General features: G+C 74.8%; 7 protein-coding genes. 5 read left to right on the top strand and 2 right to left on the bottom strand.

Annotated elements, in window-relative coordinates; genetic code table 11:
- Together AOK18_RS07875 and AOK18_RS07880 are read left to right on the top strand one after the other, a co-directional pair.
- Positions 1 to 359 (top strand): methylenetetrahydrofolate reductase (locus AOK18_RS07875; RefSeq protein WP_206281510.1); only part of this gene is annotated, 359 nt, incomplete at its 5' end.
- Between the two features lie 56 nt (positions 360 to 415).
- A complete protein-coding gene (locus tag AOK18_RS07880; RefSeq protein WP_055693857.1) occupies positions 416 to 1,396 on the top strand; it encodes an SCO2102 family sporulation regulator in 981 nt (326 codons plus the stop codon).
- A gap of 60 nt (positions 1,397 to 1,456) precedes the next feature.
- Here the strand turns inward: AOK18_RS07880 and AOK18_RS07885 are convergent, their stop codons facing one another.
- A complete protein-coding gene (locus AOK18_RS07885; protein WP_055693858.1) occupies positions 1,457 to 2,998 on the bottom strand; it encodes a phytoene desaturase family protein in 1,542 nt (513 codons plus the stop codon).
- Positions 2,999 to 3,490: 492 nt separating this feature from the next.
- Positions 3,491 to 4,120, bottom strand: a complete 630-nt coding sequence (locus AOK18_RS07890; RefSeq protein WP_055693859.1) for a TetR/AcrR family transcriptional regulator — start codon at positions 4,118 to 4,120, stop codon at positions 3,491 to 3,493.
- 180 nt (positions 4,121 to 4,300) lie between these two features.
- Here AOK18_RS07890 and AOK18_RS07895 point away from each other — a divergent pair, with 180 nt between their 5' ends.
- The 3 genes from AOK18_RS07895 to AOK18_RS07905 all read left to right on the top strand — a co-directional run bounded on the left by AOK18_RS07895 (position 4,301) and on the right by AOK18_RS07905 (position 6,598).
- Positions 4,301 to 4,930, top strand: a complete 630-nt coding sequence (locus AOK18_RS07895) for an SAV_6107 family HEPN domain-containing protein (RefSeq protein ID WP_055693860.1) — start codon at positions 4,301 to 4,303, stop codon at positions 4,928 to 4,930.
- A 179-nt stretch (positions 4,931 to 5,109) separates the two neighbouring features.
- A complete protein-coding gene (locus AOK18_RS07900; RefSeq protein ID WP_055574629.1) occupies positions 5,110 to 5,880 on the top strand; it encodes a methyltransferase in 771 nt (256 codons plus the stop codon).
- Positions 5,881 to 6,175: 295 nt separating this feature from the next.
- Positions 6,176 to 6,598: a DUF3040 domain-containing protein gene (locus tag AOK18_RS07905; RefSeq protein WP_055574630.1), complete on the top strand. Its 423-nt coding sequence runs from the start codon at positions 6,176 to 6,178 to the stop codon at positions 6,596 to 6,598.
- Positions 6,599 to 6,677 lie beyond the last annotated feature (79 nt).

Here is a 6,677-nt window from a genome sequence, read left to right on the forward strand (position 1 = left end):
CGATCACCCAGATGTTCTTCCACCCCGAGTCGTACCTGCGCCTGCGTGACCGGGTCCACGCGGCGGGTTGTGAGACACCGGTGATCCCCGAGGTCATGCCGGTGACCAGTGTGAAGATGTTGGAGAGGTTGCCACGGCTCAGTAACGCGTCGTTCCCGGATGCCCTGAAAGAGCGGATCCTCGCAGCGGCGGACGATCCGGCGGCGGTACGCTCCATCGGTATCGAGTTCGCCACGGAGTTCTGCGCCCGGCTGCTGGCCGAAGGGGTGCCCGGACTGCACTTCATCACGCTGAACAACTCCACGGCGACACTGGAAATCTACGAGAACCTGGGCCTGCACCACCCACCGCGGGCCTAGACCGGTCGCACCGGCGTACGACACACTGCGTAGCGGCCACTGGGAGAGGGGCGTACATGGGCTGGACGGTCCTCTACATCGCGTTCGGTGTGGTCGCGCTGTGGCTGCTCGGCGAGGTGCTGCTGCAGTACAAGGCACGCCTGCGCTGGCGGCTGCTCGCCTTCGCCGGCTTCCTGTGCGTGGTGCTCGGCGTGCTGCTCCAGGCCGTCCTCGTCATCGGGCTGGGCGCCGTGGCCTTCGCGATCGGCCAGACCTACGTCACGCTGTCGTTCCGCCGCGGCTTCGCGGCCGGCTGGGCGGTCAACGCCCCGCTGCTGTCCGCCGTCAAGGGCGGCCGCGGCGGCCGCGGGCGGAAGGAGCCGGCCCTGGAGGTCTCCGGCCTGGAGGCCCCCGGCGACGGGTACGGCGACGAGGACGCCGGGCGGCGCCGCGACCCGGACTCCTACGGAGCCGACGACGACTACGACCGCGACGACGTGTTCACCCCGGTGCGCGGCGCGCAGCAGACGGCCGCCGAGACCACCGCCGTCTACGAGCCGCAGCCCATGCCCGACGACACCGGCTCGTACGGCGTCTACGGCGACGACGGGTACGGCACCCCCGCCCAGGACCAGTACGCGGCCACCGCCCAGAGCGCCGACCAGGGCTACGACACCGGCCAGAACCAGGCCTACGACTACTCCGGATACGGCCAGCAGCAGTCCTACGACACCACCGGCCAGCAGCAGTACGCCGCCTACTCCGACCCGTACATCGGCAACCCCACCTACGGCGGGACCCCGTACGACACCGGGTACACCGACGCGCAGCAGCAGTACGGCCAGCAGGGCTACGGCCAGGACCAGTACGGCGGCTACGGCGGCGGGGAGACCCCGGCGGGCGGCCTGTGGGTGCCGCAGCAGCGCAGCACCGACGACCTGTACGGCGGCGAACTCCCGCAGGAGCAGCCCTACCCGTACCAGGACGACGGCTCGCAGGACCGGGCCCCCGGCAACGGGAACGGCACCGGGTACGACGAGCAGCAGTACCGCTACTGACCGGGCCGGCCGCCCGGTCCGGCCCGCCCCGGACGGTGACCCGCGCCGGTCCGCCGGTGCTCACTGGGACCCGCGGAACCCCGGACCCTCCACGATCAGGCCCGCGACCAGCGCGCCCGACATCCCGGCGTGCGGGAGGCCCCCGCCGGGGTGCGACCAGCCGCCCACCGTCCACAGTCCCGGCACGCCGGTGCTGTTGGACGGGTGCAGCAGGCGTCCGCCCGCCGCGGCGAACGCCGGGACGGGCACCGCTCCGCCCTCCGCGCCGGTCGCCTCCGCGATGTCCTCCGGAGTGCGCACCCCGCTGTGCAGGAGGCGCCCGCGCAGACCGGGCACGGCCCGCTCGGCGGCGGCGATCATGTTCCGCGCGTGTTCGTCCGGGCCCGGCCCCGCGAAGCCCGCGGGCACCGCCGAGGTGAGGACGACCGCCTCGTGGTCCGCGTCGGGGACCAGGGCCGGGTCGCCGGGGCGCAGCACCGTGACCGTGGGGTGCGCGGGCAGACCCGTACCGGAGCCGAACAGGAACTCCAGTTCGGCCTCCCGGTCCCGGGCGTGCACGACCGTCCGGTGCGGTGTCCCTTCGGGACGCCCGCCGCGCAGCGCCAGCAGCACCGTCAGACGGCTCGCCGTCCCGGGGCGGCCCGGAACCTCGCCCTCGCCCCGCACCCGTGCCCCCCGGACCAGCCGGTCCAGCACGCCGGGCGTGACCCCGGCGACCACGTGGTCCGCCCCGGCCACCGCCCGGTCCCCGCGGTCGGAACCGGAACCGGAACCGCCGGAGGCGCCCCCGGTGAACTCCACCCCCGCCGCCCGGCCGTCCTTCTCCAGCACCCCGGTGACCTCGGCACCGAAACGGAACTCCACCCCGCGGGCCAGGCACCGCTCGTACACCGCGCGGGCCAGCTCCCGCATGCCGCCGCGCACGTACCAGGTGCCGAAGGCGTGCTCCATGTACGGCAGCACCGCCGCGCCCGCCGGCGTGGACCGGGGGTCCAGGCCGTGTTCGAGCGCGTACCCCTCCAGCAGGGCGGCCAGCCGGGGATCGCGCAGCTCCCGGGCGGCGACCTCGGCGAGCGTGTCCGCCGTGCGCGTGCGCAGCAGCTTCCGGTAGGGGACGGCCGGGTAGGGTTCGCGCCCGGCCAGCACCTGCCAGTCGGGCCACAGCGGCTCCTCCAGGAGCGGCCTGCGGGTCCTGTCCCAGGTCTCGCGGGCCCGCACCAGGAAGTCGCCCCAGCGCTCGGCGGCGGCGGGGCCGAGGGCCGCGTCCAGGGCGGAGACGACCCCCGCGCGGGACGCGTTCGGGAGGGAGAGGCGCGTACCGTCCGCGAACACGTGGTGCGACGACGGGTCGACCTGGACCAGCCCGACGCAGGCCTCCAGCGGCTCCCTGCCCGTCTTCAGGAACAGATCGCGGTAGACGGCCGGCAGCGGGAGCAGACCGGGACCGGTGTCGAACGCGAAGCCCTCCCGCTCCAGCCGGCGCAACGCGCCGCCGTACGTGTCCGTCCGCTCGTACACCGTCACCCGGTGGCCCGCGACGGCCAGCCGGGCGGCGGCCGCCATCGCGCCCAGCCCGGCGCCGATCACCGCAATCCGTGCCATGCCAGGGACTTTATCCGCCCCCGCCGCGGCCCCCGGACCCGAGTACCGTCGCCCGCGCTCCGGCGGCCGGCCGGCCACCTGACCCCGTGGGGCCGGGTGCGCAGGAGTGAGTACCCGTACCTAGTCCCCGAGATGAGTACGCGCGCGGATGGGCCGCGACCTGCGAAAACGGGAGAGTGGAGACCACGGGGAGGGGCACGGCTCCGGAACCGGCGACACGGGGCGCCGGAACGGTCCGGGCCCGCGATCCGCTCCTTCCGCCGGCCGTTCCGGCGGGAGCGAGGCACGGGGGAACCCGGGGAACGACCGCCACGGGGTTCTACGGGGGAACGTACGGGGGAACGAGGAAGGCGCCGGTCCGGCGGTGGCTCGCGGGGGACGCAGCCACCGCCGGACCGGCGCTTCTCCGTGTCCCGGGCCGTGTCCCGGGCTGTGTCCCGGGCTGTGTCCCGGGCGCTCGGTACCGCCCGCCGTCGACCGCCCGCCGCCGTCTCAGGGGCGGCCGCTCACGCGCCCCTGCAGCAGCCGGGACAGCGCCGAGTGCACGTCGTCCAGGGAGCGCTCCGGCTGGAACGCCTGCCAGTCCAGCGCGGCCACCAGCACCATGCCGACCAGGGCCGCCGCCGTCAGCGGGACGTCGATCTCCGCGCTGAACTCCCCGTTGTCCACGCCCTCGCGCAGGACGTCCTCGACGACCGCCACGGCCTGCTGCCGGACCACCAGCAGCGTGGACTGCCAGGCCCGGTTGGTGCGCCACAGCTCGGCCACGTACAGCTGGGTGAAGGCCGGGTAGCGGTTGATGAAGACCAGCCCCGCGCGGATCATCGCGTCCAGGGCGTCGACCCTGCCGCCGCCCGCCCCGGCCGTCCGCTCGGCCGCCTCCCGCAGGGAGGCGGTGAGGAGCCCGACCCCGTGCCGCAGCAGCTCCTCGAAGAGGACCGACTTGCTCGCGAAGTTGTAGTAGACGGTGCCCTTCGCGACCCCCGCCCGCTCGGCGATCTCGTCCACGGTGGTGGCGGAGAAACCCTGCTCCGCGATGAGCGTGACGGCCGCCTCGTAGAGCTTCTGCCGGGTGGCCTCGCGGCGGGTGCTGCCGCCCGACGTGGTGCTGCTGCGTTCCATGCCCCGATTCTCACAGCACCGGCGGCCCGCCCCGGCACAGGCTCCGCCCCGTGCCCGGCCCGCCCGGCACCGAACGGCCGGACGGGGCGAAAGCCCAGGTCGGAACGGATTGTCAGTGGCATACCTCACGATGAACCCATACGGCCACAGAGCCGTCACGAAGACGACAGGAGGTTCGTCATGGCCCACTCGTCCGCAGCCGCCGCCCGCCGGCGCCGCGCCACCGGCCCTGCCCCCTCACTGACCGGCCCCGCGAGCGACGTCCACCCCGTACTGCGCCGTGCCACCGCCCCGCCCGCCGCCCTCGACCTGCTCGCCCAGGCCCACGCCGGCCTCGACGAGGCCACCGTCCTCGACATCCCCAACGAGCGCTACGCGACGGCCCACCTCGCCGCCCTGCGCACCGCCGCCGCCGTGCTCGCCGCGCGGGGACGGCCCGAGACCTCCTCCAGGGCCCGGAGCAAGATCCGGAGCGCCTGGGAAGTGCTCCCCGAGATCGCGCCCGAACTCGCCGAGTGGAGCGCCCTGTTCGCCTCGGGCGCCCCGCGCCGCGCCCGTGCCGAGGCGGGCATCCGGGGCGCGGCCAGCGGCCGGGACGCCGACGACCTGATACGGGACGTGGCGATGTTCCTGCGCCTGGTCGAGCGGATGCTCGTCCTCCAGCCCGTCCTCCCGCCGCCCCGCACGGACGCGGACCGCCCCGACCGTCCCGGCGGCCGTGACCCGGGCGGCCGCGACGCGGGCGGTCACCGTCCGGACGGCCGTCACCCGGGCGGCGGCCCGGGCCGCGGGATGCCCGACGCGGGCTGAGCGCCCCTCCGGTGCCCGCGCCGCCCCCGCCCGACGGCGGAGCAGCGCGGCGCGGGCACCGCGGCGCAGGCAATAGGGTGGAAGACGCCTGAAGCCTCCGCGTTCCCCGTCCGGGCCGAGGAGGCAGCCCGATCGCTCCGCCGTGAACGAGGCGGTGCCGCGCCGAGGAGTCAACTGCCGTGCCGGACACCCTGCGCCCCCGCGCCGCTCTCCGTACCGCCGTGGTCTGGGAGGTCCTCCAGGAAGCCCTGGAACGCCGGGTCAAGGCGACCGGACGGCCGGCACTGGACGTCCTCGACACCGGTGGCGGCAGCGGCAACTTCGCCGTGCCCGTGGCCCGCCTCGGCCACCGGGTCACCGTCGTCGACCCCAGCCCCGACGCACTGTTCGCGCTGGAGCGCCGCGCCGCCGAGGCCGGCGTCGCCGACCGGGTCCGCGGTCTCCAGGGCGACGCCCACGGCCTCTTCGACGTCGCCGAGCGCGGCGGCTACGACGTGGTGCTGTGCCACGGAGTCCTGGAGTACGTGGACGACCCGGCCGAGGCCGTGCGCAACACCGTGGCCGCCCTGCGCCCCGAAGGCGTCCTCAGCCTGCTCGCCGCCGGCCTCGGCGGCGCCGTGCTCTCCCGCGCCCTCGCCGGTCACTTCAAGGAGGCCCGTCAGGCGCTCGACGACCCGAACGGCCGATGGGGCGCCGGCGACCCCGTGCCGCACCGCTTCACCGCCGGTCAGCTCAGCGGCCTGGTCGAGGGAGCGGGTCTGCGGGTCGGCGCCGTGCACGGCGTACGGGTCTTCGCCGACCTCGTCCCCGGCGGGCTGGTGGACACCGAGCCCGGAGCCCTCGACGCGCTGCTGAAGCTGGAGGCCGCGGCGGCCGAACTCGCCGCCTTCCACTCCGTGGCCACCCAGCTCCACGTGCTCGGTGAGGCGCCGGAGGCCGAAGGGGCCTGAGCGGCCGCCCGTGACGCGCCGCTGATCAGCGGCGCGTCACGGGCGGCCGCGCGGCGCATGGAGTCCGCCACAGGCCCCCCGAATGGCGGCTGGGCACCGTATGATCGAGGGAGACCGTCCGGCATGACGGCCCGGCCGTCGGGGAATGAAAAGCCTCGAGAAGGTCGGGACGCCCATGGTGGGTGCCGGTTGGCCGATTGGCGCAGAGGGGCGGGTTTCATGGGGGCGAATCCCTGCCTATCCTGAAGTGACCCCCCGGGTCGCCCCCCGGCGACTGCACGATGAGGAGGACGCCGTGCCGCTCTCGGAGCACGAGCAGCGCATGCTCGAGCAAATGGAGCGAGCGCTGTACGCCGAAGATCCCAAGTTCGCGTCGGCGCTCGAGGGAAGTGGCCTGCGCACGTACACCCGTCGGCGGGTCTACCAGGCGATCGTGGGCTTCCTCGTAGGTATTGCGCTCCTCATGGCCGGAATGGTCGCCCAGCAGGTCTGGCTCAGCGTGGTGGGCTTCCTCGTCATGCTGGGCTGCGCGGTCCTCGCGGTGACCGGCTGGCGCAAGTCGCCCAAACCCGGCGAGCAGGCCGTCGACGTCACCGGTGCCGTCGGCTCCGCCGGCGTGCCGCACTCCGGCCGACAGGGCAGACAGCGACGCTCCGTGATGAACCGCATAGAGGAGCGCTGGCAGCGACGCCGCGACGAACAGGGCGGCGGGCAGTAGCCCTCCCGCACCACTCCAGGACCTGCGCGAAGAGCATGTGTCGGGGGGCGGCCACCGGACCGGTGGCCGCCCCCCGACA

Origin of the sequence: Streptomyces prasinopilosus (assembly GCF_001419695.1) — a bacterium.
Taxonomy (GTDB): Bacteria; Actinomycetota; Actinomycetes; order Streptomycetales; family Streptomycetaceae; genus Streptomyces; species Streptomyces prasinopilosus.

What these genes read in the sequence shown, in the direction of transcription:
- AOK18_RS07880 (WP_055693857.1), top strand. Translation starts at nt 416, where the DNA reads ATGGGCTGGACGGTCCTCTACATCGCGTTCGGTGTGGTCGCGCTGTGG.
- AOK18_RS07885 (WP_055693858.1), bottom strand. Translation starts at nt 2,998, where the DNA reads ATGGCACGGATTGCGGTGATCGGCGCCGGGCTGGGCGCGATGGCGGCC.
- AOK18_RS07895 (WP_055693860.1), top strand. Translation starts at nt 4,301, where the DNA reads ATGGCCCACTCGTCCGCAGCCGCCGCCCGCCGGCGCCGCGCCACCGGC.
- AOK18_RS07890 (WP_055693859.1), bottom strand. Translation starts at nt 4,120, where the DNA reads ATGGAACGCAGCAGCACCACGTCGGGCGGCAGCACCCGCCGCGAGGCC.